We start from the raw sequence: 23781 nt of genomic DNA, 5'->3' as shown, positions 1-23781 counted from the left end.
TTACCTTCAATTCAAGATATCATGATAGTGTTGATTAATTACCTTGAAGTCAAGATAAATGAAAAATCAAACCAGCGAACACGAATATGATGCGGTAGATGCCATCCTTGAACAGTGGCGGCGCGAACGGCCCGATCTGGATGCCAGCCCCATGGGGCCGATTGGACGTCTCAGACGATGTGCCGCGTTCATCGAACTGCGTCTGGAAGCCTGTTTCTCCCGATTTGAACTGAGCAGTTGGGAGTTTGACATGCTGGCTACGCTGCGGCGTGCAGGTGCGCCACATTGCCTTAGCCCGACGGAACTGTTCTCTGCGCTGATGGTGACGTCAGGCACCATGACTCACCGGCTCAAGCGCCTTGAAACTCGAGGATTTATCGAACGTGTGCAGAACGAACAGGATGCGCGCAGTATGCTCGTGCAGCTCACCGGCACGGGGCTTGAGCTGATTAACCGCGCGGTTGAGGCACACATCGAGAATGAACGTCAGGTGCTATCGGTGTTGCCTGCCGATGTGCTGGCTTCTCTTGATGCTAATCTTGCAGCGCTACTTCGAGGGCTGGAGAGTCACGCCGGGCGTGCTACGCCTAAAGAGACGAAGTCGTTAGAGACAAAGTAATTCGCCGGACGAAACCTCAATACGTTATTACAAAAGGAACTGGGCATGTCTGAATACCGTGCGTCAATCTGCTGGCAGCGCAATGGGCAAGATTTTATTGATAACCGCTATAGTCGACTGCATCAGTGGCAGTTTGACGGTGGTATTACGCTGCGCGCCTCGTCATCACCTCATGTCGTGCCGCTGCCTTTTTCGCTGGAAGATGCGGTCGATCCTGAAGAGGCGCTGGTGGCCTCGCTGTCCAGCTGTCATATGCTGTGGTTTCTTTCCATTGCGGCCAAAAAGCGCTTCTGTGTCGATGACTATCAGGATCAGGCGGTGGGAACGATGGGCGTGAATGCAGCAGGAAAAATGGCGATGCTGGACGTCACGTTGCGCCCACAGGTGACATTCAGCGGCGAAAAACAGCCTACTGCCGAGGAATATGCCACGTTGCACGAATTGGCGCATGATGCCTGCTATATCGCTCATTCGGTGAATTTCCCGGTGAACTGCGAGCCGACGTTGGGAACGAAGGGCTAAACTGAATAGGGTGACGACGTGCCGATATCATCGCGAGTCACGCGAAAAGTACCGCCCGACGCGTTCAGATCGGGCGGTGTGACCAATTACGGCCAGCCGAGCATCACCAGCCGGTAATGCGCTGCCAGGTTTCCTGCTCATTCCTGTGCGATTTCAAAACCTGATAGTGCTGATGCATCGCAGCCGTGGCGCAGGCGTGGTTAGGCAATATCCGCAGCCGTGTGCCGACGGGGAAATTGTCGATTGAAAGTCCACTGTCGGCGGGTAGTGCGATAATGCCGTGTTCCTGATTGGTGATCGTCACGCAGAGGTCGTTGTAAGGGCTGCCGTAGAGATCACACACCAGCCCGTAACCGTAATCTTTTGCCTGAGATGCAGTACCGCGATCGCGGGAGAGCGCCATCCACCCTGCATCGATAAACACCCAGCCTTTTTCGCGATTATGCCCGATCACAGTGCTGACGACCGACAGCGCGATATCATCCAGCGAACAGACCCCGACGTTTTTCATCACCAGATCGAACGTGGTGAAAACGCCCGCTCTGACTTCGGTAATCCCCGTTAAATCCTCGGCAAAGTGCGCCGTCGGCGTAGCACCGACGCTGAGCACAGGGCAGGCAATTCCCAGCGCTCGTACACGCTGTCCGGCGGTATTGATGGCTTTACACTCGGCGCGTGCCGCTGCTCTGATCGCCTCGTCCGTACGGCAGGCGTAAGATTCTCCCGCGTGCGCCAGCAGGCCGGTGAGCGTCGCGCCGTTGCCGTCGATCTGCTGTGCCAGCTCAAGTAGTGCGTCGCTTTCCGGTGGGATGCCGCCGCGATGCCCGTCACAGTCGATCTCAATAAAGACCGAAAACGTCACATTATTGGCACGTGCATAATCAGTCACCGCGCGTGCCTGCTCAGGGCTATCCAGCAGAATATGAATATTCACGCCTTTGCGAATTAAGTTGGCGATACGCGGCAGCTTGTGCGGGGCGATCCCCACGGCATAGAGCAGGTTGGTATAACCCGCGGTGGCAAAGGCTTCCGCTTCTGCCAGCGTCGAAACCGTCGCGGGTGATGCCGCGTCTTTGAGCAGATAGCGACCAGCCTCAATCGAGCGTAGCGTTTTGAGATGCGGCCGGATTTGGCTGCCTAATTTTTCCGTACGCTGATACAGCCTGTCGATATTGCGTTGAAAGCGGAACTCATCAATCAGCAAAAAGGGCGTTTCCAGCGCATTAAGCCATTCAATATTGTTCATTATGCACCTTCACTTCGTTTAGCCTGCTGCCAGGCGTCAAGAATGCGTTGGCCGATATATAAGTCCTGAATGGACAAGCCGGAGCTGTCAAACACGGTGATATCGTCCGGCGTTTGTCGTCCTGCTGCGCTTGCGCTAATCACGTCGCCAATGGCGGTCAGCGTCACATTGGCCGGCGCATGTTGGAAGTCACCAATGATTCGCGATTGGGAAGGCAGATCGCAAAACAGGCGGCCTGCGGTAAACAGCTCTGACGGCAGTTCCTGCTTGCCGACGGCATCCGATCCCATGCTGACAACGTGCGTTCCCGCGTTAACCCATTCGGCGTTAAAAAGCGGCGTGCGTGATGGCGTTGCGGTCACGATGATATCCGCCGCGCGACACGCGCTTTCGGCATCGCTGACTTGCGCATCCAGTCCGGCTGCCTTGAATTCTTGCGCCATCTCTGCGGATTTGCTGCTATCGCGCCCGACAATCAGCAGGGTACGAATTGGCCGTATTCTTGCCAATGCGGCGCACTCATAGCGGGCCTGATGACCGGTTCCGAACACGGCGAGAACCGAGGCATCGGGTCTTGCCAGCAAATCAGCAGCAACAGCGTTGGCGGCGGCGGTACGAAAGGCGTTCACCTTTCCGCCTTCAATCGCGACCGCTATTTGCCCGATTTGCTGATCGAACAGCAGAATGAGGGAATTATGGCGGGGTAGCCCGTTAGCGGGGTTTCCTGGCCAGAATGAACCGACTTTTAGTCCCGCGAGTTCATGGGTTGCTGAGGCCTTGATGCTGAATATGTTGACCGGATCGGAACCTTGCCCATGCACCACCGGAAAATTGTGTGCTTCCGGTTTGCTGGCAGCGAGCAGGGCTTCACGAACGGCGTCATAAGCCAACTCATGGCTGATGAGTGCCGCGGATTCTGTTTCAGAAATAAAGATCATCGTTTTTTCCTTAGGTATTGCCGGTCAGAAATGCGCCGTAGCGGCTGATATCGACGTTCCCGCCGCTGATAATAATGCCGATGCGTTTGCCGCGTAGTGATTCACTGAGATTGCGTGCCGCCGCAAAGCTGAGGCACCCCGTTGGCTCCACGACGATCTTCATGCGTTCGGCGTAAAACCGCATCGCGTCAATCAGGTCGTCATCCGTCACGGTCAGAATATCGTCGACGTTCTGGCGAATCAGAGCGAAGGGGTACTGACCCAGATGCTGGATTTGTGCGCCATCGGCGATGGTTTGCGGTGTATCGATATGCACGATATGGCCGCTGCGAAGCGATTGCTGCCCATCGTTGCCTGCGAGAGGTTCGACGCCATAAATTTTGCAGTGTGGAGACAGCTGACGAGCAGAAAGCGAAGATCCCGCCAGCAGGCCCCCACCACCTACGCAGACGAATAAGGCATCCAATTCGCCTGTCTCTTCCAACAACTCTTTCGTTGCGGTGCCTTGTCCGGCAATAACATGCGGATGGTCGAAAGGGGGAATGAGCGTCAGACCATGCTTTTGCGCCAGATCGTTACCGATCTGCTCGCGATCTTCAGTGTAGCGATTATATTGCACCACGTTGCCACCGTAGCCCCGTGTTGCGGCGATCTTGATCGCAGGGGCATCGTGCGGCATCACAATGGTTGCCGGAATGCCGAGCAATTTGGCGGCGAGTGCAATCGCCTGTGCATGATTACCGGAAGAGAAGGTGACTACGCCAGCCGCCTTTTGCGCGTCAGTGAATTGTAATAAGGCATTCATGGCACCGCGAAACTTAAATGCGCCTGTACGCTGGAAGTTTTCACACTTGAAGAAAACCTCTGCGCCGAACAGGTCATTGACCGTGCGCGATGTCATCACCGGCGTTTTATTGGCATAGCCATCAATGCGTTCTGCTGCGGCTACCACATCGTCGAAAGTGGGGAGGCGTAAGTCGCTCATAGTTGGATAATCCGATGTTAGTGGTTATGAATACCGGAGGCCGTTGGCCCCGATATTGTCGAATACCTGATAAACAAAATATATAAAATTAGATAAATTGTCTAACATGATTTATCTTTAGGTTATCGGCTTACGTGAAATACATCTCGTACTGCTGAAACAAGTCGGAACGAGTACGTGTCACGGAACCATGAGCGACCGCTGACGGCAGCGCGTGTGGTACTAAATCAGGTGTACTTACAGTAAACTCAGCGCCAGAAAACGCGCTTGCGCAAGCATGGGTATTGCGCATGGGTAGAGGAATGGGAGGGGAATATGTCTGCATCTGGAGAAGGTCTGCTGCTGACGCAGTTAGATGCGATAGCCAAAGGGTTAAGCGAAACGTTCGCGCCATTCTGTGAAGTGGTTGTGCACGATCTGAAAAAACCAGAACACGCGATACTTTCCATTCACAATAACCTCTCCGGCAGGGAGGTCGGTGCCCCTGCGACGGAACTGGGCCTTGCCCGCATCGCTTCGCCCGAATTTCCTAACATTCTGGCGAATTACGCCAACCAGTTTGCTGACGGGCGTCCAGTAAAAAGCACCTCAGTCGGCATCAAAAATGCGGAAGGCGAATACGTCGCGGCGCTGTGCCTGAACGTCGACATGACGCTATTTCGCGGCATGCAAAATGCGCTGGCGCAGTTCACCCAGCTCGCGTCGGACTCCGTAACGGAACATTTGGAGCCAAACGGCGCGGCGGCGATCAGACAACACATCGATCACTTTGCCGCCCGACTTGCCACCACGCCACGAGCGCTAAAAGCACAGGACAGAAAAATCCTGCTTCAGGAACTGAAAGACAACGGCCTGCTGGAAGTCAAAAAATCGATGGAAACTATCGCCCAGCACTTGGGGGTATCGCGGGCTTCGGTGTATTTGTATGCGAAGGAATAGGGTGTTGTGCTTAATGTGATGACTTTAATACGCTAAGTTATCTGCACGTTGATGAAAGAAGCCACTAGGACTTCTTTCAGGTGTAGTGATAATTAAACGGCAACGGCTTCAACAATCGAGATTAAGCTGCCAGTTTCAATAATGCGATTAATTTTAAGACCCGCGCTGGCAAACAGGTTTTTTAGTTCGCGTTCGGTACGCTCTCTGCCACCGTCAAAGCTCGACAGCAATAAAATATCCATTTCTTTGCCGAAATGCTGGATATTTCCTTCTGGAGGAACCGGGTCCATCACCAATACTTTTCCGCCTGGGCGCATGGCCTTGCGACAATTATTCAGGATAATCGAGGCTTTTTCGTCCGGCCAGTCATGCATAATGTATTTCAGTAAATAAATATCTGCTGCTGGGCAGGATTCAAAGAAACTACCTGGCTGCAATTGCCAGCGAGAATCATCGGTTAGCTCACCAAGACGGTGCCGGGATAACACATGCGGCTGATCGAATAGAATACCGTGTAGTGTCGGGTTGGCTTGTAAAACTTGTAATAATAACCCACCCATTCCTCCTGCGACATCAACTACTGTGGCCCCTTCGGGGAAGTCATAACTACGCACTAGAAATAAATTTTCAAATTCCGACATTGATGACATACCGGAATGAAAATCATAACCTTGGGAATGATCCTTCGACCAATACTCAAAGAATGACATATCGTAAATCTGTCTAAAACTGGAATGACCCCGCACGTTTTCCACCAGTTCACCCAAAGGACGCCAGAAGGTTTCATCAGTCAACATAAGCACGGCGTCACGCAGAGGATGTTTTGCGGAAGCACATAGGCATTCGGCTGGTGGCGTGAGCGCGAATTTGCCCGGTTCTAATTCAGTAAATATATCCCGCGTAGCAAGTAAGCGTAGAATTCGGTGCAAGTTTTGAGCATCTACGCGTAATGTTTTACTGAGTGCCTCAATGGTTTGTGGTCCTGCTTTGAGATGGTCGGCAACACCCAGAAGTGCCGCTGCGCGTAGCGATGCCTGATAGGTATAACCCAACGCCTGTTCTAATAAATACATTGCAGCCGCTTCGTTTTCCGTATGACCAGCACTAATAGTTTTCATACTAATATTTCCTCTATAATAATATTATATTGATTTTAGAGTTACAGTGATTAACTACATCTCGGAATTTACAGTTGGAGTTTTTTCACGAATTAATCAGTATCATCACCAGTATAGTCGGAATTTTTTATTATGGGCTTGTGCGCACCATCCTATTCCACCCTCTGAATATAGAGTGCTAATTATTCTGTTTTATAAAAAATACAATTATGGGTAATTGGTTTTTTTATAGATTGGTTCTGGGTTTGTTTCGATAAATTAGAATTTCTGAAAGTTTTTTAAATTAACTTCCACCCGTAATTATTTGACGATCTCTTGGTTTTTCAAGCTTGGTGTCATTATTCTTCCAAGCCATTAATATAAATTATTCAGGGAAGTAATACATCGTGCTGTGAGTTGCGAAACTGTGATGGATAATATCTATTACTTTGATATTGTTATTATTCTATGGTCCGCTTGATAACCAACTGAATTATTGTATGGAGTTTATTGCTACTGCAAGTAAAGCTGGTGTTGTGGCACGATCGTCTGGAGACGTGGCTGAACATGATTTCACCAACAAACGATATGCACTTTCGATCATCCTGTTGCTCCAAATCACCATTTCCCCAATCCTCACCTATACTTGCTTCACTGCCCGATCTGCCAGTGTGTGGCAAAAGAACGGGTGTGGTGAAAACGAAAACGCGAGGAGTAGGTATGGGTATTCTGTCCTGGATTATTTTTGGCTTGATTGCGGGGATTCTGGCTAAGTGGATTATGCCCGGTAAAGACGGCGGCGGCTTTATCCTGACGGTGTTGCTCGGGATTGTCGGTGCGGTCGTGGGTGGCTACATCAGCGTTTTCTTTGGGTTCGGTCGGGTCGATGGCTTTAACTTCGGGAGTTTTGTGGTGGCGATTGTCGGCGCGATTGTCGTGCTGTGGGTGTACCGCAAGATTCGGGACTAGCTCTGTGTCCGTTGCCCCTCTTCAGGGGCAACGTTCTCTTTCCTATTTTAGTGTTTTCCCTGCATTCCTTGATGCCGTCAGTGCGCCACGCTTAATGCGTGATGATGCTATCCAGCGCGCGTAGGTGCTCCGGCTGCCATGACAGATTGACTTCGGTACCGGCTTTCCAGTGTGGTTGAATCTCGCTGGCGGGGAGTTTCACCATAAACTGCGGCTGACCTGCCACTTCTGTCATCATCCTGACGTGATCGCCCAGATAGATGAACTGCTGAATGCGGGCTTTGACGTGCTGCATGCCGTCATCGACGTGAGCTGCGTTGACGTGAATGCGTTCCGGACGGATGCAGAGGGTGATTTTTCGGCCCGGTGAACTGGGGCGGACTTTCAGCGCGCGCAGCGAAGTGCCGTCGTCCAGCGTTGCCCGATAGAATGCGCCTTCGGCCTCGGCACGCGTGGCGAGCAGCGTATTGTTTTCGCCGATAAACTGCGCCACAAAAGCGTTCTCCGGTTTTTCATAGATGTCGCTAGGGCTATCCATCTGCTGAATCACGCCATCGTTAAACACGGCGACGCGGTTGGACATGGTCATCGCTTCGCTCTGGTCATGGGTGACATACACCACGGTTAATTCCAGCGACTGATGCAGCTCCTTGATTTCTAGCTGCATATGCTCGCGCAGTTGTTTATCCAATGCACCCAGCGGTTCATCCATCAGCACCAGCTTTGGTTCGAAAACCAGTGCGCGAGCCAGCGCCACACGCTGCTGCTGGCCACCGGACATCTGGGCAGGGTAGCGATCGGCCAGGCTGGTGAGCTTCACGCGATCCAATACCCGATCCACTTTCTCTTTGATATCGGCACGGTTCAGACGGCGGATGGAGAGCGGAAACGCCAGATTCTCCGCTACGGTCATGTGGGGAAACAGGGCGTAGTTCTGAAACACCATACCGATGTCGCGCTGGTGCGGCGGGAGATGGTGCAGCGGGGCGTCGCGCAGCATAATTTCCCCCTGCGTCGGGGTTTCAAACCCGGCGAGCATCATCAAACTGGTGGTTTTTCCCGAGCCGGATGGCCCAAGCAGGGTCAGAAATTCACCTTCACGGATGTCCAGATTGAGGTTTTTGACGATCAGGCGGTCGCCGTCATAGGTCTTCTGAACATTCCTGAAGCTGACATAATTTCTCATTTTTCACTCTCCGGCAGTCACTGTTATTCATAAGAATGCATAAACCATGCCGGATGCCTGGGGAGCAGAAAATACCGCGCTGCAAGGCGTCATAACGCCACCGTTCATCATAACGGGTGCGCCGTAATAGGGCGAATTGAGGGAGGATGGCACCGTAGTGGTGCGATGAAGCGAGTATAAAAACGGGGACTGTCAGACGTCAGAATAAGGTGTGTTTAGCGCCTGAATGCACGCCACAATCACGGAGAAAGCCTGCGTCATGTGGCTCTCTTCCACGCTGGCGTAGCCCAGTAATAAACCGCGCTGCTGCGTCGGTTGCAGATAGTAGCTGGAAAGCGGTTTGACCATCACGCCACGGCGCAAAATCGCAGCGCTCAGCACGACATCATCGATGTGGGAAGGCAGGCTGAGCAGCATATGCAGCCCGGCGTTGCTGTTGTCCCCGACGTAATCTGCGCCCAGATGCTGTTCGATCAGTGACGTCAATAGCGCGCGGCGTTTGGCATACAGCAGACGCATACGGCGGATATGCGCGGCGTAGTGGCCTTCGCGGATAAATTGCGCGAGCGTCGCCTGCGTGAGCCAGTGCCCGCCGCGATAGAGCTCGGAATGTGCCGTCTTCAGCGACTGCGCCAGCAGCGGGGGCAGCACCATGTAACTGACGCGCAGGCCGGGATAGAGTGTTTTGCTGAATGTGCCGATGTAGATCACCGGCGATTGCGTCTGTAGCCCTTGCAGCGCGGGGATCGGGCTGCCGGAAAAACGAAACTCGCTGTCGTAATCATCCTCAACGACCCAGCAGCCATGCTCCTGCGCCAGTGCCAGCAGCCGCTGACGACGCGCCAGACTCATCACCGCGCCTAGTGGATATTGATGTGACGGTGTCACGCAAATCAAGCGTGGAGCGGCGTCAGGCAAGAGCGTTTCCGGCGGCGCCAGCCCCTGTTCATCAACATCGATGGGAGCAACGCGCAGGCCGTTAATCGTCAGGACATTACGAATGCCCCAATAGCAGGGATCTTCAATCCAGGCCAGATCGCCGGGGTTGCACAGCATTTTAGCCAGCAGATCCATTGCCTGATGGGTGCCTTCGGTAATCAGAATCTGCTCCGGCGTACATTCAACGGAGCGGGCGACGCGCAGGTAATCCACCAGGGCGAGTTGTAGTTCGGGGCAGCCGCCAATCGGCGAATAGGAAAGCTGTTCGGGGCGAACGCGCCGCGTCAGGCGCGTCTGAATCCGTCGCCATAAATCGTGAGGGAAACTGGCGATATCCGGGATGCCCGGCATAAATGCGCCCCATTGTCGGGCGGAGGCACCGGCATAACCCAGCAGATGCATACCGCGCCGCGACAGCTCATGCTTAGGCTCGCGTATCTCCCCGGCATTGTCGCTGCTCACCGGTTGCATATTGCCATCGGGGAGCTGCTCCGTGACGAAGGTTCCGCTTCCTTTGCGCGCGTCAATATAGCCTTCCGCCAGTAGCTGTTCGTAAGCCGTCAGCACGGTATTGCGCGACAGCGACAGCTGCTGCGCCAGATCGCGCGACGACGGCAGACGCTCGCCAGCGGCGATCGCGCCATCAAGAATCGCCAGCCGAATGCTGTCGTACAAACGCTTGTTCAGCGCGCCGTCTTGCTGATTGGCTAAACGCTGAAGCAATAAATCGGTCAGAAGTGAGCGCAAAAGTGGATCCTTTAAATATTCAAAACTGGCACTGGATTATAGAACCATCTCGCGTCTAAATGACATCATCATCTTGCAACTACACTAACAGTTACCGTTCGATTCACCATCGTTCAACGACTAACCGATGTGTTTGGGATACCGGAGCAGACCATGAAGAATAGCGAACTGAATCAACGCCGTCTGGCCGCCACACCACGTGGTGTGGGCGTCATGTGTGATTTCTATGCCGAGCGTGCGGAAAACAGCACCCTGTGGGATGTGGAAGGGCGGGAATTTATCGATTTCGCCGCCGGGATTGCGGTACTGAACACTGGCCATCGCCATCCGAAGATTGTCGCGGCGGTGCGCGAGCAGTTGGATCGCTTTACCCATACGGCCTACCAGATTGTGCCTTACGGCAGCTATGTCACGTTGGCTGAGCGCATCAACGCGCTGGCGCCGATTGAGGGCGCGGCAAAAACCACGTTTTTTACCACTGGCGCTGAAGCGGTAGAAAACGCGGTGAAAATCGCCCGTGCGTACACCAAACGCCCCGGCGTGATCGCCTTCAACGCGGCGTTCCACGGCCGTACGCTGCTGACCATGACGCTGACGGGCAAAGTGGCACCGTACTCCACAGGATTTGGGCCGTTCCCCGGCTCTATTTTTCACGCGCTTTATCCGAATGAGAAGCAAGGCATCACCGTTGAGCAGGCGCTAGAAAGCGTCGAACGTCTGATGCATACCGACATCGCCGCCGATCAGGTTGCCGCCATTCTGCTGGAACCGGTGCAGGGTGAAGGCGGTTTCCACGTTGCGCCGCCAGCCTTTATCCGCGGGTTGCGCAAACTGTGCGACGAGCATGGCATCCTGCTGATTGCCGACGAAGTGCAGACCGGCTTTGCTCGTACCGGTAAGCTGTTTGCGATGGAATATTACGCGGAGAAAGCGGATCTGATCACCATGGCGAAAAGCCTAGGCGGCGGCTTCCCGATCTCCGGCGTCGTCGGCCGCGCTGACGTCATGGATGCCCCTTCTCCGGGTGGGCTGGGCGGCACCTATGCGGGTAACCCGCTGTCGGTCGCCTCTGCGCTGGCGGTATTGGATGTGATTGAAGAAGAGAAATTGTGCCAACGAGCACAGCGTCTGGGTGCCACACTGGTGGAAACGCTGGAGAAGATAAAGGCGCAGTGCCCGGCACTGGTGGCGATTCGTGCACAAGGGTCGATGGTGGCGGTCGAATTTAACGATCCGCAGACCGGTAAACCCTCGGCAGAGATTACCCGTCAATTTCAGAAAAGCGCGTTGGAAGCTGGCTTGCTGTTGCTGACCTGTGGCGTGCATGGCAACGTAATTCGTTTCCTGTATCCGTTAACGGTGCCTGACGATCAGTTCAGCAAGGCCATGAGCATCCTGACGCGCGTATTAACACGATAGAAGAGAAACTATGCAACTGGAACAGTTACTGAAACAACAAGCTTTATTCCGTCAACAGTGCCTTATTGACGGCGAGTGGCAAGATAGCCAAAACGGTGAACGTCTGAACGTCACCAATCCGGCGACGGGCGAGGTGCTGGGTAGCGTACCGCTAGTGACGGTGTCACAAACTCAGCAGGCGATTACCGCCGCTGAACAGGCGCTGGTTGAGTGGCGCAAGAAGACAGGAAAAGAACGTGCCGCGCTATTGCAGGCGTGGGCACGCCTGATTATGGACAATCAGGAGGATCTGGCTGCGCTGCTGACGGCGGAGCAGGGAAAACCGCTGGCGGAAGCGCGGGGCGAAATTGCCTACGCGACCAGCTTTATCGACTGGTTTGCGGAAGAAGCCAAGCGCATTGAAGGCAGCGTACTGCAATCCCCGCAGGGACAGCAGCGCCTGCTGGTCATCAAGCAGCCGATTGGCGTGTGTGCGGCGATTACGCCGTGGAATTTCCCCGCGGCGATGATCACACGTAAGGTCGGGCCCGCGCTGGCGGCCGGCTGCACAATGATTGTCAAACCCGCCGAGCAGACGCCATTCACCGCACTGGCGCTGGCGGAACTGGCGCATCAGGCGGGTATTCCGCGCGGCGTGTTGCAGGTCATCGTCGGCGATGCACAGTCGGTCGGTAAAGTGCTGTGCGATAGCCCGGTGGTGCGCAAGCTGAGCTTCACGGGTTCGACGGAAGTGGGTCGCATCCTGATGGCGCAGAGTGCGCCAACGGTGAAAAAGCTGTCGCTGGAGCTGGGCGGCAACGCGCCGTTTATCGTGTTCGATGATGCCGATGTGGATCAGGCGGTAAAAGGCATTCTGGCCTCCAAGTTCCGCAACAGCGGGCAGACCTGCGTCTGCGCCAACCGGATCTACGTGCAGAACGGTATTTACCCGACTCTGGTCGAACGGCTGGTTGAGGAAGTGCGCAAGTTGAACGTCGGCGACGGTACGCAGCCGGGCGTGACGCAAGGGCCGCTGATTGATGCCGATGCGGTTAGCAAGGTTGAACAGCACATTGCTGATGCGTTATCGCACGGTGCGACGCTGCTGCTGGGTGGGAAACGCCATGAACTGGGCGGCACGTTCTTCACGCCAACCATCGTCGGTGGGGTGACGCGCGAGATGCGTTTTGCCCGCGAAGAGACGTTCGGACCCGTGGCACCGCTGTTTCGCTTCAGTGATGAAGCTGAGGCGATTGCGATGGCGAACGATACCGAATTTGGGCTGGCGGCCTATGTCTATACGCGTGACGCCGTGCGTCAGTGGACGGTGCCGGAAGCGCTGGACTACGGCATGGTCGGCATTAATACCGGGTTGATCTCGAATGAAGTCGCACCGTTTGGCGGCGTGAAGCAGTCTGGGCTGGGGCGTGAAGGGTCACGTTTCGGTATCGAGGATTATCTGGAAATGAAATATCTCTGCGTCGATCTTTCACGGTAGATCGTCGGTAAGAAACGCGTGTCGATAGCCCCTATCGGCACGCGAACACCAGACGCGCAATGTGTCTGGGTGGTGCAAGGCAATGCTGGCTTGCACCACGACATGGCAAAAATGGTGACATGGCATCAGGTGTAAAGGGTGGTTGTGTATCCCTGATGCTTCTCCTCACCGTTCCCGCCGCCGCGGTAGTAAAACATCAATAAAATTTTTGAATTGGCACAATTTATGCTCATATTTTTTTGCGTGATTATCATGATACATGATGCATCAAAAATGCAGCGCACAAAATTGTGGTTCGTATTTGACCTTATTACGTTGGCTAACACTCCAGGAGCGAAAAGATGTCCAAACTCAACAACACATCCAAAGCGAAAGGCCTCTTCAACCGTCCGGTACTGAAGAAAATAGCGGCCACGGCTTTTCTGGTGACGATGGCCTGTCAGGCGCAGGCAGAATCCGTCACGGTGATCTCATTCGGCGGTTTGAACAAAGATGCGCAGGATAAGGCGTTTTACAAACCGTTCGCCGCGGCGGGCAAAGGCACGGTAGAAGCCGGTGAGTATAACGGTGAAATGGCGCGTATCCGGGCGATGGTGGAAACCGGACAGGTAGGCTGGGACGTCGTGGAAGTCGAAGGTCCAGAGCTGATGCGCGGCTGTAACGAAGGGCTGTTTGAACCGCTGGACTGGTCAAAATTGGGCGATCAATCCCAGTTTGTTAAAGGCGCAGTCAGCGAGTGTGGGGCGGGGATCTTCCTGTGGTCTACCGTACTGACCTATAACGCGCAGAAGCTAAAACAGGCACCGAAAAGCTGGGCTGATTTCTGGAATGTGAAGGATTATCCCGGCAAGCGTGCGCTGCGTAAAAGCGCCAAATTTACGCTGGAAATCGCGCTGCTGGCCGATGGCGTGAAGCGTGAAGATCTCTACACGGTGTTGGCGACGCCAGAAGGTGTCGAACGCGCCTTCAAGAAACTGAATCAGATCAAATCGAACATTCAGTGGTGGGAATCCGGCGCACAGCCGCTGCAATGGCTGGTATCGGGCGATGTGGTGATGACCTCCGCGTATAACGGCCGCGTCGCGGCGGCGCAGAAAGAGGGGCATGACTTCAAGATTGTCTGGGCCGACAGCATTTACGATCTGGATAGCTGGGCGATCGTCAAAGGATCCAAGCACAAGGCATTGGCGGAGCAGTTTATTGCGTTTGCCAACCAGCCGGAAAACCAGAAAGTATTCGCCGAAAACATTCCGTATGGCCCGACGCACGTCAAAACCACCAGCCTGTTAGCTCCGGCCGTCGCGGCTAATCTGCCGACCGCACCGGATAATCTGGCACAGGCCTTGCAGGTCGATACAGAGTTTTGGATCGATCACGGCGAAGAGCTGGAGCAACGTTTTAATGCCTGGGCTGCGCAGTAAAGCCGCAGTGAGTGACCGTACGTGATGATGGAGAAAGAGCCTATGTCCCAGAGCGATGTCGTCGCCGCTGTAGCGTCTGGCGGAAACGAAGAAAATTCAACCTTAAAGCAGCAACTGTGGCTCGCGCAGAAGGCCTATAAGAAACGCTCTCTGCTGCTGATTGCGCCGCTGTTTCTGTTTATCGTGGTGAGTTTTCTCTTCCCGATCACCTCGATTTTGGGGAAAAGCGTCTCCAACCCGGAATTGCGTGACAATATGCCACAGACCATTGCCGCGATGCGGCTTTGGTCGGGCAACGATGTACCGGATGAAGCGGTCTTTCGGGCGCTGGTTGGTGATCTGCGCGATGCCCGCAGCAGCGGTAAGCTAAGCACGATCACCAAACGGTTAGGGTATGAAGGATCGGAATACCGTACGCTGATTACCCGCACACTGCGTAAGCTGCCCGCCGAGGGCAGCAGCGACATGCGTGCTCAACTAATACGCGAACAGCCAGTGTGGGGCGAGTTGGCGACCTGGCAAACGTTCGATCGCGCCGCGCGGCCTTTCACCAGCTATTACCTATTGGCGGTGTTTGACCACAAAGTCGATGCCAGCACGCAGCAGATTGTCCCGCAGCCTGCCGATCAGGCGCTGTATGTCGACGTGCTGTTGCGTACGCTGCTAATGGCGGGCGTGGTGACGCTACTGTGCGTAGGGCTGGGATATCCACTGGCCTATTGGCTGGCAAAACAGCCGTCTAATCGTGCCAATCTGTTACTGATTCTGGTGCTGCTGCCGTTCTGGACATCGCTGATCGTGCGGACGGCGAGCTGGATTGTGCTGTTGCAGTCCGGCGGGCTGATCAACCGTTCGCTGATGCACATCGGTATTATCGACGAGCCGCTGGTGCTGGTGTTCAACCGCATCGGTGTCTACATCTCAATGACTCACATCCTGCTGCCGTTCTTCATTCTGCCGTTGTATGCGGTGATGAAAGGCATTTCCCCGAACTATGTCCGCGCGGCGATTTCGCTGGGGGCGCATCCGTTTATCGCCTTCTGGCGGGTTTACGTGCCGCAAACCTACGCGGGCGTGACGGCGGGAGCGTTGTTGGTCTTCATGATGGCGATTGGTTACTACATTACGCCAGCGCTGTTGGGTGGGCCGAGTGACCAGATGCTGAGTTATTTTGTCGCGTTCTTCACCAATAGCACCATGAACTGGGGAATGGCGGCCGCGCTGGGGACGCAGCTGCTGATCATCGTGACGCTGCTGTACGTCGTGTATATCCGTGTCACGCGTACCAATGCAGAAGCCGCGGCGCACTAAGCACACCTTAATTGGGGAGATAACAAATGAGACAGCAGGGTGAAGTGGGTATCCGTCTGTGGAACACGTTCTTTAATTTCTACGGAGCGGCGATGCTGTTGTTTTTGATCGTGCCCGTGCTGGTGATTGTTCCGCTCTCATTTAATGCCGGTTCGTTTCTAAGCTATCCGCTGACGGGATTTTCCCTGCGCTGGTATCGCGAATTTTTCAACTCCAGCGAGTGGCTGGGCGCGCTGGGTAACAGCCTGCTGATTGCGCCGCTGGCCACGCTGCTGGCGACGGTGCTTGGTGTGTTGGCATCGGTCGGGCTGGTACGCGGTGAATTTCGCGGTAAGTCGCTGGTGATGGCCGTGCTGATTTCACCGATGATTGCGCCGGTGGTGATTGTTGCGGTGGGGATGTTTTTCTTCTTCGCCAAACTGTCGCTGCTGAACAGCTATCTGGGGTTGGTATTGGCACATGCGATGCTGGGCGTGCCGTTCGTGGTGATTACGGTCACCGCGGTATTGAAGAACTACGATCACAACCTGACGCGTGCCGCCGCCAGCCTGGGCGCTTCGCCGCTGCTGGCTTTTCGCAAGGTCACGTTCCCGCTGATTGCCCCCGGTGTGTTCTCCGGGGCGCTCTTTGCTTTCGCGACCTCGTTTGATGAGGTAATCGTCACGCTGTTCCTCGCCAGCCCGCGCCAGCGCACGCTGCCGCTACAGATGTTTGCCGGTATCCGCGAAAACCTCGACCCGACGATAGCCGCCGCCGCCACCATGATGGTCGGTGCCGCACTCGTCCTGCTGATCGTGATGGAGATTCTGCGCCGCCGCTCGGAGCGATTAAGAAGTGGGACTTAATCTAGCGCATGCAGGGTATGAGTTATGTTTCGTGCGGGTTGATTCTTATGTGCCGTTTCTTACATGGAATTAAGTAAAGTCCAAATAGGGGGCATCATCCGGCGTAAGAAATTATGCAGCGGTGAGCATGAGCACCGAGTGAGCGGCATGGACGCCGCGAAAGTCAGTGCCGCGTCTGACAAAAACGTCGAGACGTTTTTGAACAGCACTTGTGCTGGCCCGAAGGGCGAGTCCCATTTATGGGGCGAGTAAACGCGTCACTGGCGGCTCGAATTGTGCTCATGAACACCGATGGCATCGCGCAGCGACATAATTAGCGCCGAAAAGCCAGGGTTCGCAGGGCGACGGCGATTGAGCCGCCCTGCGTCGGGCGTGTGATGAAGTCGCAGAGAAATATCGCTATTAATACGCACGAAACTTTCACACTAGGGTGCATACAGTGGTGAAAGGACAACACCAAATTTCGCTGAAATTTTCTTCAGCTTTTTTTAAAACCAAAATCATGATGCATCAAACACCATTTTTATGTGTGCTGTGTAAAACGATTATGTACAAAGGCTCAGGAGATTCGGTATGACAGTGCAAAAAACACTCTTGTTGACCGGCGCTAGCCGGGGAATCGGGCATGCTACCGTTAAGCATTTTCACGCGGCGGGGTGGCGGATCTTTACCGCGTCGCGCCAAAACTGGGCGGAAGAGTGCCCGTGGGCGGAAAAGCTGCTTAATCACATTCATCTCGATTTGGAAGATATCGACAGCCTGCAACAGACGCTGCCGCTGATTAAGGAAAAGCTGGGCGGGCGGCTGGATGCGCTGGTCGATAACGCAGGGATTTCACCAAAGGGTGCCGACGGGCAGCGTCTGGGCGTGCGCGACACGGACTATGCGACCTGGCTGCGGGTCTTCAACGTCAATCTGTTTTCCTGCGCACTGCTGGCAAACGGCCTGTTCGACGAACTAAAAGCGTCACAGGGCTGCGTGATTAATGTGACCTCGATTGCCGGGTCGCGCGTTCATCCCTTTGCCGGCGTGGCTTACGCCACGTCAAAAGCGGCACTGTCCGCGCTGACGCGGGAAATGGCCTTTGATTTTGGCTCACACGGTGTTCGCGTCAATGCGATTGCGCCGGGAGAAATTGAAACCTCGATTCTGTCACCTGGGACGGACGACATAATTGAGCGGCAGGTGCCGATGCAGCGTTTAGGTAAACCCGAAGAAGTGGCAAGCCTGATTTATTTTCTCTGCACCTATGGGGCTTCTTATGTTAATGGCGCGGAAATCCACGTTAACGGAGGGCAGCATGTCTGACGGACAACACACGGCACTGTTTCCCGCGTTTCCCTACGCGGCGTCCAATCAGCCGGTTTTTGCCGACGTTGCATCGCACGGCGACGAGCTGATGACGCAGGCCGCTCCGCAGGTTTCCTGTCAGCAGGCATTGGCTATCGCGCAGCAAGAATATGGCTTGTCTGGGCAGATGGCGCTGCTTCAGGGCGAGCGTGATATGAATTTCTGCCTGACGGTCACGCCCGATGAACGCTACATGCTGAAAGTCATCAACGCGGCGGAGCCCGCCGACGTCAGTGATTTTCAGACTGCGCTGCTGCTGCATCTTGCTCAGCAAGCTCCCGAATTGCCCGTACCGCGCATCAGGCCGACAAATGCGGGTCTGTCAGAAACGAGCGTTGAAATTGATGGTGTACTGCTGCGCATGCGGCTGGTGAGCTATCTCGCAGGGATGCCGCACTATCTGGCTTCGCCTTCAACGGCACTGATGCCGCAATTGGGGAGCACGCTGGCGCAGTTGGACAACGCGCTTCACGGTTTTACGCATCCGGCGGCGAACCGTTTACTGCTGTGGGATATCAGCCGCGCAGAGCAGGTGCGTCCTTATCTCGATTTCGTTACTGAACGACAGCAGAATCAGCATCTTCAGCGCACTTTTGACCGTTATGACAGCTATGTCGCACCTGAATTGACGACGCTACGCCGTCAGATCATTCATAACGATCTGAATCCGCATAACGTGCTGGTAGACGGTTCGTCGCCGACGCGGGTCACTGGCATTATCGATTTTGGCGATGCTGTATTTGCCCCGTTAATCTGCGAAGTGGCGACGGCGCTGGCGTACCAGATTGGCGATGGCGCGGATCTGCTGGAACAGGTTGTGCCGTTTATTGCCGCGTATCACCAGCACAGGCCGCTGACACCGGCGGAGATCGCGCTGTTGCCGGATTTGATTGCGACCCGCATGGCGCTGACTTTGACGATTGCGCAGTGGCGGGCATCACGTTACCCCGACAATCAGGCGTATCTGCTGCGCAATGTACCGCGCTGCTGGCACAGTTTGCAGCGCATCGCGACCTATTCTCATGCGCAGTTTGTGACTCGCCTACAGCAGGTTTGCCCGGAGAACGCGCGATGAATCAGAGAGAAATCACGCCTGAAATGACCACGACAGAGGCATTGCTGGCGCGCCGTCAGCGGGTATTGGGCAGCGGCTACCGCCTGTTTTATGAAGAACCTCTGCACGTTGCGCGCGGCGAGGGCGTGTGGCTGGTCGATCATCAGGGGAAACGCTATCTGGATGTCTATAACAATGTGGCCTCGGTCGGGCATTGTCATCCCGCGGTGGTGGAGGCGATGGCACGACAGAGCGCACAGCTCAATACCCACACGCGATACCTGCATCCTGCGATTGTTGATTTTGCAGAAGATCTGCTGAGTGAATTTCCTACTGAGTTGAACAACGTGATGCTGACCTGTACCGGCAGTGAAGCTAACGATTTGGCACTACGCATTGCCCGACATGCGACGGGGGGAACGGGCGTGTTGGTGACGCGCTGGGCGTATCACGGCGTGACCAGCGCGCTGGCAGAACTGTCGCCGTCGCTGGAGAATGGCGTGGCGCGCAGCAGTCACGTGAAGCTGATCGAGCCGCCGGATACCTATCGCCAGCCCGGCGCATTTCTTCGCAGTATTCGTGATGCGCTGGCGCAGATGCAGCAGGAAGGCATTCGTCCTGCCGCGCTGTTGATCGATACGATTTTTTCCAGCGATGGCGTGTTCTGTGCACCGGAAGGCGAGATGGCGCAGGCGGCGGCATTGATTCGTCAGGCGGGCGGACTGTTTATTGCGGATGAGGTGCAGCCGGGCTTTGGGCGCACCGGGGAGTCAATGTGGGGCTTTGCGCGTCACGGTGTTGTTCCGGATCTGGTGAGTTTAGGGAAACCGATGGGCAACGGGCATCCCATTGCTGGATTGGTTGGGCGCTCCGCGCTGTTCGATGCATTCGGGCGAGATGTGCGCTATTTCAATACGTTCGGCGGCAATCCTGTGTCTTGCCAGGCGGCGCACGCGGTGCTGCGAGTGATTCGGGAAGAGCAGTTGCAGCAGAATGCCCAGCGAGTTGGTGATTATCTGCGGCAAGGATTGCAGCAGTTAGCGCAAGATTTCCCGCTGATTGGTGATATTCGGGCTTACGGTCTGTTTATCGGCGTAGATCTGGTCAGCAATCGCGAAAGCAAAGCGCCGGCAACTGAATCCGCATCGCAGGTGGTGAATGCGATGCGTCAGCGCGGCGTGCTGATCAGCGCGACGGGGCCAGCGGCAAACGTGCTGAAAATTCGCCCGCCGCTGGTGTTTCAGGAAGAGCACGCCGATGTATTTTTAACCACGTTGAGCGACGTGTTAACGATCATCGACACCCGCACGTGGGAATAATCCATCGTGCGGGTGACGTGAAAAGGTAAGGTGACTAGATACGGAACGCTGCAACGGCATGGCTGAGTTCACCCGCCCGTTCGGACAGCGAACTGGCTGCTGCCGCGGCTTCGTTTACCAACGCGGCGTTTTGCTGCGTGACCGTTTCCATCTGTGAAATCGCGGTATTAATCTGCCCGATGCCCAGACTTTGTTCATTGCTGGCGGTGGAGATTTCGGTCACGATCGAGGCCACGCGTTTGATGTCTTCCACCACGCTTTGAATCATGGTGCCCGCGTCGATGACGGCATGGTGTCCATGGTTTGCCTGTTCGACAGACGTCCCGATCAGTTCTTTGATCTCTTTAGCCGCGTTGGCACTGCGCTGTGCCAGCGTGCGTACTTCGCCCGCGACCACCGCAAAGCCTCGTCCCTGTTCGCCCGCTCGAGCGGCTTCCACGGCGGCGTTCAGCGCGAGGATGTTGGTCTGGAACGCGATGCCGTCGATCACGCCGATGATATTGGTGATTTTCTCTGCGGATGACACCATTTGCTGCATTGCTGATGTCACATCGCCCATCATCTTGCCGCCGTCAACCGCGCGCTGTGAGGCGGTGGTTGCCAACTGGCTGGCGTGAGCGGCATGGGTGGCATTCTGTTTGACCGAGGACGTCATCTGTTCCATTGATGCCGCGGTTTCTTCCAGTGAACTGGCCTGCTGCTCGGTACGGGAGGAGAGATCGATATTGCCGCTGCTGATCTGGCTGGATGCCGTCGCAATAATGTCGGCGTTACCGTGTACGCGCTCTACGATATCGGTCAGGTTCAGCACCATTTCCCGCAGTGCGGTTTGTAGCTGTCCCATTTCATCGTTCGAGGTAATTTCGATGCGATGCGTCAGATCGCCGTCTGCCACTTTTCTGGCTAAATCCACGGCATTTTTTATCGGTACGGCAATCGATATAATCAAGCGCCAGCCGGATAGGGCAACGATAACTATCCCGATCAGAAGGGTAATCACTACGGAAAATAATATATTACTGAAACTACTTTGTGATTCAGAATAGAGTTCCTGGCCCACATCAGATTGTAATTTAATCAATTGATCGGCAGTCTTTTGCAGCGGTGCATATTCGCTTTTTAAGGTGTGATTAATAATATATTCTAATGCGTCTTTATCATTCTTCTTAATTGCATTAATGGCGGGAATAACGACTTTATCGTTGTACTGCTTGTATAACATTGCAAACTGTTCTTCTAATAATTTCTCGTCGCCCGTTAAATACGTCTTGCTGTATAAATCCCACTGTGCATCATAAATTTTTTGTGCTTCTGCAATGTGCTCCAGTCCAGTCTTGACATCGCTCGGCTGTGAGAGGTCAACGCTGGCGACTTCAAACATCACGGTGTTCACCTGTCTGGTGATGTTGTCCAGATAACCCAGTGCTATCAGCCGATCCTGATACAGGGTTTTCATCGATTGGTTGGTGTTATTCATGCCAAACAGCCCTATAAGGGAGACAACCAACAGCAATAATGCCATTAACACCATAACCGAAATTAATTTAAGTTTAATGCTCATAAGTACCTCTAAATTACTCCCAGGTGAGGAGCGGTATTTCTATATCGACGGAAGAAAGAGAATATTTATGTTGAGACTAACTAAAATTAAAAAATGGCATCAGGGGACTTGCGACAGCGTTGATTTACATTGATTTACAAAGCGATTGGCATTCTATGCTAGTTGGGTAATTATTATGGCTATATTATTCTGGCCGGAAAGTTACCGTTACAGCTAACTAACGAAGATAATATTTAAGGTGACGCCATCATTGTCATTTTTTTAAAAAACCAGAGGCGTTAATTTTTAAAAAAAATGAAACAAAACCGAGGTGAGGATGATAACTCGGATAATAATTTTCCGTTATTAACTTTCCGTTATTAACTTTCCGTTATTAACTTTCCGTTATTAAATCGTATCCCTGTGTGACGATCCTCTTCCCCGCGCAGGAAAAGGCGGGGAAGAGGAGAGCCGTTACCGATGCTGAGCTAACTGCACGGCGTCATGCAGATTGAGGCGCTGCCAGAAATTCTGTGGGCCTTTATCGCCCGGTGCGCCGGAGAGCGGGTAACCGTCAGCCAGCGCGGTTTTCACCATCAGGTTTCTGCGCTCGGTAACGGAGAGATGCGGAAGCACAGGGTCGAGCAGGACTTCTGCACCTTCGGGAATGCTAACCGGAGACGCCGCGCCAGGTTGGGCTGGCAGACCGTACGTCATCGTGTAGCGATAAAACGTCTTCATCTCCGGCGCGGCGTAGGGATCGTCCTGTGCCGTATTCTGAGCACAGGCGCTCAGCGTTGTGCCACAGGCTTTCTCTAATGCGCTGCGCAACTCCGTCTTCGCCTGTTCAAACAGCCGACGATACTGTGGATCGTTGAGGTAGTGCGCCACATTGCGCTCGGCGATCATCCGTGAACCGATCACATCTAATGGATAATGCACGCCCAGCACGATGCGCGAATAGCCATAGCGCGCGCCGCGATCGATCAACGGGACGAAGCGCTCGGGGAGCATTTCCGCTAACAGCAGCGCATCGGTGTAACCCGCGTTGGTATGCCCGCTTGGAAACGCGCCGCCGGAAGCGGTGTAGGGTTTGTTATCGCCAATCACGGCGGTATCCGGCACCAGATGAATGGTGTTATTCGGCTGTAGGAAAGGGCGAGGGTAGTCGAAATGCTGTTTAGCGGCGGACGTACTGACTTCAGAAGTCTTGATTAAGGCTGCGGCTTTGCGCAGTTCACCGCGATTATAAGCGCTGATAAATGCATGGCCGAGCTTTGGGCCCAATGCATCAGCCAGATAGTAGAGATATCCTTGAGCCTCGGCGTCCACCAGTGCCTGTTCGCGTTGCCCCTTGGTCGCTTCGCGATTAATGCGCGTCACGATAGCCATGTTTTGCTGCAACACAGCGGTAGAAAGGTGTGAGAAGGAATCCAGCAAAGCAATGCCGGCCTGCTGGTTGGCCTTCACGGCGAAGTCATAACCGCTGGCGTTTAACCACTCGGTATCTGCCATCAGTGACGTCTGTTTCGCCTGTTCTAGCTGCGCGCGGGTCAGCTTCGGTGCATCGCCCTGGATTGCCTTGCGCAGCGCAGCCTGAATGGATTGTTCCAGTTCAACAACGCGAGGGCTGCTACTGGCCTGCGTGGTGGAATCCACAATGGCGCGGAGACTGGCGCTATCCGGCTCAGGCGCTGCTGCAAACCCAGAAAACGGTAACAGGAAAAGACTGACAACAGGCAGCAGCTTGAGCGCGGGTAACACATGAGTTTTCGGTAATACATTGGTTTTCGATAACTCATTAGGTTTCGATAACACTGTGGTTGCGGGTCGCAGCATAGGGCGATAACGCATAGTG

The 23781-nt window shown here is 54.4% G+C and carries 20 protein-coding genes; 12 read left to right on the top strand and 8 right to left on the bottom strand.

The genetic code is table 11. The annotated features are described in order from the left end of the window. Positions 1–58 precede the first annotated feature (58 nt). The gene (locus BJJ97_RS16885; RefSeq protein WP_095994706.1) at positions 59–619 is read left to right on the top strand and encodes a MarR family winged helix-turn-helix transcriptional regulator; all 561 of its coding nucleotides are present in this window, start codon (positions 59–61) and stop codon (positions 617–619) included. 45 nt (positions 620–664) lie between these two features. Then, positions 665–1141, top strand: a complete 477-nt coding sequence (locus BJJ97_RS16880) for an OsmC family protein (protein WP_095994705.1) — start codon at positions 665–667, stop codon at positions 1139–1141. Positions 1142–1244: 103 nt separating this feature from the next. Here the strand turns inward: BJJ97_RS16880 and BJJ97_RS16875 are convergent, their stop codons facing one another. Genes BJJ97_RS16875 through BJJ97_RS16865 form a run of 3 tightly spaced genes read right to left on the bottom strand, consistent with a single transcriptional unit; the run spans position 1245 to position 4310 of the window. Beyond that, positions 1245–2387 (bottom strand): DSD1 family PLP-dependent enzyme, encoded by a 1143-nt coding sequence (locus tag BJJ97_RS16875; protein WP_095994704.1) that lies wholly within the window; start codon positions 2385–2387, stop codon positions 1245–1247. Beyond that, complete coding sequence (locus BJJ97_RS16870) at positions 2387–3325, bottom strand: ornithine cyclodeaminase family protein (RefSeq protein WP_095994703.1); 939 nt, start codon at positions 3323–3325, stop codon at positions 2387–2389. Before BJJ97_RS16870 ends, BJJ97_RS16875 begins: the two co-directional genes overlap by 1 nt. A 10-nt stretch (positions 3326–3335) precedes the next feature. Further along, positions 3336–4310 carry a threo-3-hydroxy-L-aspartate ammonia-lyase gene (locus BJJ97_RS16865; protein WP_095994702.1) on the bottom strand — a complete coding sequence of 325 codons (975 nt, stop codon included), beginning with the start codon at positions 4308–4310 and terminating at the stop codon, positions 3336–3338. A 315-nt stretch (positions 4311–4625) separates the two neighbouring features. Between BJJ97_RS16865 and BJJ97_RS16860 the strand changes: the two genes are divergently transcribed. Then, on the top strand, positions 4626–5249 hold the full coding sequence (locus tag BJJ97_RS16860; RefSeq protein ID WP_095994701.1) for a helix-turn-helix transcriptional regulator: 624 nt from the start codon (positions 4626–4628) through the stop codon (positions 5247–5249). A gap of 92 nt (positions 5250–5341) precedes the next feature. Here the strand turns inward: BJJ97_RS16860 and BJJ97_RS16855 are convergent, their stop codons facing one another. Further along, positions 5342–6367: a methyltransferase gene (locus BJJ97_RS16855; RefSeq protein ID WP_095994700.1), complete on the bottom strand. Its 1026-nt coding sequence runs from the start codon at positions 6365–6367 to the stop codon at positions 5342–5344. A gap of 699 nt (positions 6368–7066) precedes the next feature. Here BJJ97_RS16855 and BJJ97_RS16850 point away from each other — a divergent pair. Beyond that, positions 7067–7315 carry a GlsB/YeaQ/YmgE family stress response membrane protein gene (locus BJJ97_RS16850; RefSeq protein ID WP_005972245.1) on the top strand — a complete coding sequence of 83 codons (249 nt, stop codon included), beginning with the start codon at positions 7067–7069 and terminating at the stop codon, positions 7313–7315. 91 nt (positions 7316–7406) lie between these two features. On the opposite strand, the gene BJJ97_RS16845 is transcribed toward BJJ97_RS16850, so the two are convergent. Together BJJ97_RS16845 and pdxR are read right to left on the bottom strand one after the other, a co-directional pair. Next, positions 7407–8501, bottom strand: coding sequence for an ABC transporter ATP-binding protein (locus tag BJJ97_RS16845; RefSeq protein WP_010276935.1), 1095 nt, complete (start codon positions 8499–8501; stop codon positions 7407–7409). Positions 8502–8693: 192 nt separating this feature from the next. Beyond that, positions 8694–10187 (bottom strand): MocR-like pyridoxine biosynthesis transcription factor PdxR, encoded by a 1494-nt coding sequence (pdxR, locus tag BJJ97_RS16840; protein ID WP_095994699.1) that lies wholly within the window; start codon positions 10185–10187, stop codon positions 8694–8696. Positions 10188–10340: 153 nt separating this feature from the next. Between pdxR and BJJ97_RS16835 the strand changes: the two genes are divergently transcribed. The 8 genes from BJJ97_RS16835 (at position 10341) to BJJ97_RS16800 (ending at position 20383) form a co-directional block, all read left to right on the top strand. Further along, positions 10341–11606, top strand: coding sequence for a 4-aminobutyrate--2-oxoglutarate transaminase (locus tag BJJ97_RS16835; RefSeq protein ID WP_095994698.1), 1266 nt, complete (start codon positions 10341–10343; stop codon positions 11604–11606). Positions 11607–11616: 10 nt separating this feature from the next. Beyond that, positions 11617–13083, top strand: a complete 1467-nt coding sequence (locus BJJ97_RS16830) for an NAD-dependent succinate-semialdehyde dehydrogenase (RefSeq protein ID WP_095994697.1) — start codon at positions 11617–11619, stop codon at positions 13081–13083. Between the two features lie 341 nt (positions 13084–13424). Further along, positions 13425–14504, top strand: coding sequence for an ABC transporter substrate-binding protein (locus tag BJJ97_RS16825; RefSeq protein ID WP_039288812.1), 1080 nt, complete (start codon positions 13425–13427; stop codon positions 14502–14504). Positions 14505–14546: 42 nt separating this feature from the next. Beyond that, positions 14547–15815 carry an ABC transporter permease gene (locus BJJ97_RS16820; RefSeq protein ID WP_095994696.1) on the top strand — a complete coding sequence of 423 codons (1269 nt, stop codon included), beginning with the start codon at positions 14547–14549 and terminating at the stop codon, positions 15813–15815. A gap of 26 nt (positions 15816–15841) precedes the next feature. Continuing rightward, entirely contained in the window at positions 15842–16660 is an 819-nt protein-coding gene (locus BJJ97_RS16815; RefSeq protein ID WP_014700176.1) for an ABC transporter permease, read from the top strand. 573 nt (positions 16661–17233) lie between these two features. Beyond that, positions 17234–17968, top strand: coding sequence for an SDR family NAD(P)-dependent oxidoreductase (locus BJJ97_RS16810; protein ID WP_095994695.1), 735 nt, complete (start codon positions 17234–17236; stop codon positions 17966–17968). Further along, a complete protein-coding gene (locus tag BJJ97_RS16805; RefSeq protein WP_095994694.1) occupies positions 17961–19085 on the top strand; it encodes a phosphotransferase in 1125 nt (374 codons plus the stop codon). Before BJJ97_RS16810 ends, BJJ97_RS16805 begins: the two co-directional genes overlap by 8 nt. Then, positions 19082–20383 (top strand): aspartate aminotransferase family protein, encoded by a 1302-nt coding sequence (locus BJJ97_RS16800; RefSeq protein ID WP_095994693.1) that lies wholly within the window; start codon positions 19082–19084, stop codon positions 20381–20383. Before BJJ97_RS16805 ends, BJJ97_RS16800 begins: the two co-directional genes overlap by 4 nt. Before the next feature lie 34 nt (positions 20384–20417). On the opposite strand, the gene BJJ97_RS16795 is transcribed toward BJJ97_RS16800, so the two are convergent. Then, positions 20418–21944 carry a methyl-accepting chemotaxis protein gene (locus tag BJJ97_RS16795; RefSeq protein ID WP_095994692.1) on the bottom strand — a complete coding sequence of 509 codons (1527 nt, stop codon included), beginning with the start codon at positions 21942–21944 and terminating at the stop codon, positions 20418–20420. A gap of 453 nt (positions 21945–22397) precedes the next feature. Further along, a complete protein-coding gene (locus tag BJJ97_RS16790) occupies positions 22398–23777 on the bottom strand; it encodes an acid phosphatase (RefSeq protein ID WP_227003531.1) in 1380 nt (459 codons plus the stop codon). Between the last annotated feature and the right edge of the window lie 4 nt (positions 23778–23781).

Source organism: Pectobacterium polaris (genome assembly GCF_002307355.1).
GTDB classification, from domain to species: domain Bacteria; phylum Pseudomonadota; class Gammaproteobacteria; order Enterobacterales; family Enterobacteriaceae; genus Pectobacterium; species Pectobacterium polare.
This window is presented reverse-complemented; position numbering and strand designations above follow the sequence as displayed.

Bases quoted from the DNA above. Each gene is read 5' to 3' on its own strand.
- BJJ97_RS16885 (WP_095994706.1), top strand. From the start codon at position 59: ATGAAAAATCAAACCAGCGAACACGAATATGATGCGGTAGATGCCATC.
- BJJ97_RS16880 (WP_095994705.1), top strand. From the start codon at position 665: ATGTCTGAATACCGTGCGTCAATCTGCTGGCAGCGCAATGGGCAAGAT.
- BJJ97_RS16875 (WP_095994704.1), bottom strand. From the start codon at position 2,387: ATGAACAATATTGAATGGCTTAATGCGCTGGAAACGCCCTTTTTGCTG.
- BJJ97_RS16870 (WP_095994703.1), bottom strand. From the start codon at position 3,325: ATGATCTTTATTTCTGAAACAGAATCCGCGGCACTCATCAGCCATGAG.
- BJJ97_RS16865 (WP_095994702.1), bottom strand. From the start codon at position 4,310: ATGAGCGACTTACGCCTCCCCACTTTCGACGATGTGGTAGCCGCAGCA.
- BJJ97_RS16860 (WP_095994701.1), top strand. From the start codon at position 4,626: ATGTCTGCATCTGGAGAAGGTCTGCTGCTGACGCAGTTAGATGCGATA.
- BJJ97_RS16855 (WP_095994700.1), bottom strand. From the start codon at position 6,367: ATGAAAACTATTAGTGCTGGTCATACGGAAAACGAAGCGGCTGCAATG.
- BJJ97_RS16850 (WP_005972245.1), top strand. From the start codon at position 7,067: ATGGGTATTCTGTCCTGGATTATTTTTGGCTTGATTGCGGGGATTCTG.
- BJJ97_RS16845 (WP_010276935.1), bottom strand. From the start codon at position 8,501: ATGAGAAATTATGTCAGCTTCAGGAATGTTCAGAAGACCTATGACGGC.
- BJJ97_RS16835 (WP_095994698.1), top strand. From the start codon at position 10,341: ATGAAGAATAGCGAACTGAATCAACGCCGTCTGGCCGCCACACCACGT.
- BJJ97_RS16830 (WP_095994697.1), top strand. From the start codon at position 11,617: ATGCAACTGGAACAGTTACTGAAACAACAAGCTTTATTCCGTCAACAG.
- BJJ97_RS16825 (WP_039288812.1), top strand. From the start codon at position 13,425: ATGTCCAAACTCAACAACACATCCAAAGCGAAAGGCCTCTTCAACCGT.
- BJJ97_RS16820 (WP_095994696.1), top strand. From the start codon at position 14,547: ATGTCCCAGAGCGATGTCGTCGCCGCTGTAGCGTCTGGCGGAAACGAA.
- BJJ97_RS16815 (WP_014700176.1), top strand. From the start codon at position 15,842: ATGAGACAGCAGGGTGAAGTGGGTATCCGTCTGTGGAACACGTTCTTT.
- BJJ97_RS16810 (WP_095994695.1), top strand. From the start codon at position 17,234: ATGACAGTGCAAAAAACACTCTTGTTGACCGGCGCTAGCCGGGGAATC.
- BJJ97_RS16805 (WP_095994694.1), top strand. From the start codon at position 17,961: ATGTCTGACGGACAACACACGGCACTGTTTCCCGCGTTTCCCTACGCG.
- BJJ97_RS16800 (WP_095994693.1), top strand. From the start codon at position 19,082: ATGAATCAGAGAGAAATCACGCCTGAAATGACCACGACAGAGGCATTG.
- BJJ97_RS16795 (WP_095994692.1), bottom strand. From the start codon at position 21,944: ATGAGCATTAAACTTAAATTAATTTCGGTTATGGTGTTAATGGCATTA.
- BJJ97_RS16790 (WP_227003531.1), bottom strand. From the start codon at position 23,777: ATGCGTTATCGCCCTATGCTGCGACCCGCAACCACAGTGTTATCGAAA.